At 41.6% G+C, this 2,214-nt stretch carries 2 protein-coding genes; both read left to right on the top strand.

Annotated elements, in window-relative coordinates:
- The coding region (locus tag AC1DSE_RS34325; RefSeq protein WP_477529022.1) for a sensor histidine kinase at positions 1 to 1,472 on the top strand (1,472 nt) is incomplete at its 5' end.
- 2 nt (positions 1,473 to 1,474) lie between these two features.
- Positions 1,475 to 2,214 (top strand): response regulator (locus AC1DSE_RS34320; protein WP_477529021.1); only part of this gene is annotated, 740 nt, incomplete at its 3' end.

Genomic DNA, 2,214 nt, shown 5'->3' with positions numbered 1-2,214 from the left:
CCGATGTTATGGGTGTTTTCATATTTTCGAAAAACAGGTTTTTTTACAGTGCGAGATCAAAGTTTACAGGTCTTAATGCGGATAATGCTTTTATCCCTTATGGGCAGGATCTTGATTTACGCGGAAAAGCGAAAATTATTCTTCCTAGCCAAATCAATCTGACATTCGAGAATAACGAACCCTATGTACTGATCATGAAACAGATGAATGATGTGGATAACCGCAAAAGCCTGGCGACTATGCTGGTTGCGGTAAAGCTCTCTTTTATTGACAACATATTGCGGGAGTTTGAACAGAACAATACAGCGGATTTATGGCTGATGAACCGTGAGGGCGAAATCATCTTTCATACAGATGAGGAGAAAATAGGAGGCTTTGATGAAGAAATAAATCGATATCCCATTTTTAACGGCAGCTTTCGAAAAGGGTCAGGGAAAAAAGCGGTGATCGTAAGTCTTAGCGAATCAAATGATTTTGATTGGATACTAGCTCATAGCATACCGCTAAAATATTTAACAGAGCGTACAGATTTGGTTATGAATGTGACCATTTTTGTATTTATTTGCTTTGTCCTCATTACTTCGATTATTTCGATTTTCTTCGCTATGAATGTAACGCGGCCGATCAAGAAGCTTTCCCGTCTAATGAAGGATGTGGAAATGGGCAGGTTTCAGGTGGATCTTAAGGTTGAAAGCAATGATGAGATTGGAGCACTCGCGCGCAGCTTTAATTCGATGGTAGCTACGATTCATGAGCTGATCGAAACGAATTTTGATATCAAAATTAGACAGAAGGAAGCTGAGCTGTACGCCCTTCAGTCTCAGATCAATCCGCACTTTATGTACAATACGCTGGAGACCATTAACATGGCGGTAGAGGACGGCAGATCGGATATGGTTGTCGAGATGGTTACACTGCTTGGTCGTATGCTTCGTTTTTCGGTTAGCAACAAAAACAAATTTGTAGCGATTGCGGATGAAGTCCAGCATATTAGCAATTATTTGACCATTCAGAAATATCGATTCAATGATCGGCTGTTGTTTGAGATCGATAAAAAAACGGACATCGAATCCTTTTATACACCCAAATTTATTTTGCAGCCGGTTATTGAGAATGCCATTAAATATGGACTTGAAACCCGTAAAGCACTCGATATTCGTCTAAGCATCAGTCGTGAATTTGGTGCGCGTTCTGGAGAAGAAGATATCGTTTTTCGCATATGGGACAATGGTCCGGGTATCGATCATGATCGATTGGAGAAGCTCGAGAGGTCACTCAGATCGGAGACACTAGCCCACAAGGATTCTGGTTTTGGGCTAAGTAATGTAAACGCTAGAATTATGATTATGTTAGGCCAGCAGTATGGGGTGCAGCTTCATAGCATTTTTGGTAAGGGAACAGAGGTTATTATCCGTATTCCTGTCATCACCCTGAACGATGTGGCAGAAAAATCGAAAAGCAAGGAGGAGTAAGCATGCACAAGGCGATCAGAACATTGATTGTAGATGATGAAGAAATGATTCGAAACGGCATTGCTAGACTCATACGCTCTTGCGGTGAGGGGTGGGAAATCGTTGCGACGCTGTCTGATGGCAAAGAAGCAATGGATTATTTGCATCAGTCACAAGGAGCAGTAGATTTGCTTATTACGGATGTGAAGATGCCCGTGATGGATGGTCTAACGTTAATAAGCGAGGGAAAACGCCATTATTCCTTCTTTCCGCTTGTGATCAGTGGTTATGATGAGTTTCAATATATTCAGACAGCGCTTCGAGAAGGAGCTGTTGACTATTTTTTAAAGCCGATAGACCGGGAGCAGTTTAAGAATCGAATGACAGAAATCAAGGTGAAAATTGAAAGCGGACGGTTTCAGCATATGAAATGGAATGAGATGGAAAGAAAATCCGAGGAGTTAAAAACATCGCAACAAGTGCAACTATTAAGCTATGTTACTTCGGCAGGGCTCGATATTTCGCGGCTAGGATATTGGGTGGATGAGTTTCCGAAAGGCCGATACGTCCTTCAATATGTAGGCCTCGATGCTCTTCCGGTAAAAACAAGAAGTTATACCCCAAAAGACTGGGAAGCTTATGTTTATGTGCTTGAGAATATCATCAAAGAAGTGGTAGAGAAATGTTCGAATGAATCAGAAATCATAGGCTGGTGCTGGAGAGGGGACGATTCGAATTTTTGGATATTGCTGCATCTTTCCGA

The organism is Paenibacillus sp. 01L418, from assembly GCF_056400045.1.
The sequence above is the reverse complement of the archived record's forward strand: the minus strand, read 5'-3'. Positions and strand labels throughout refer to the sequence as shown.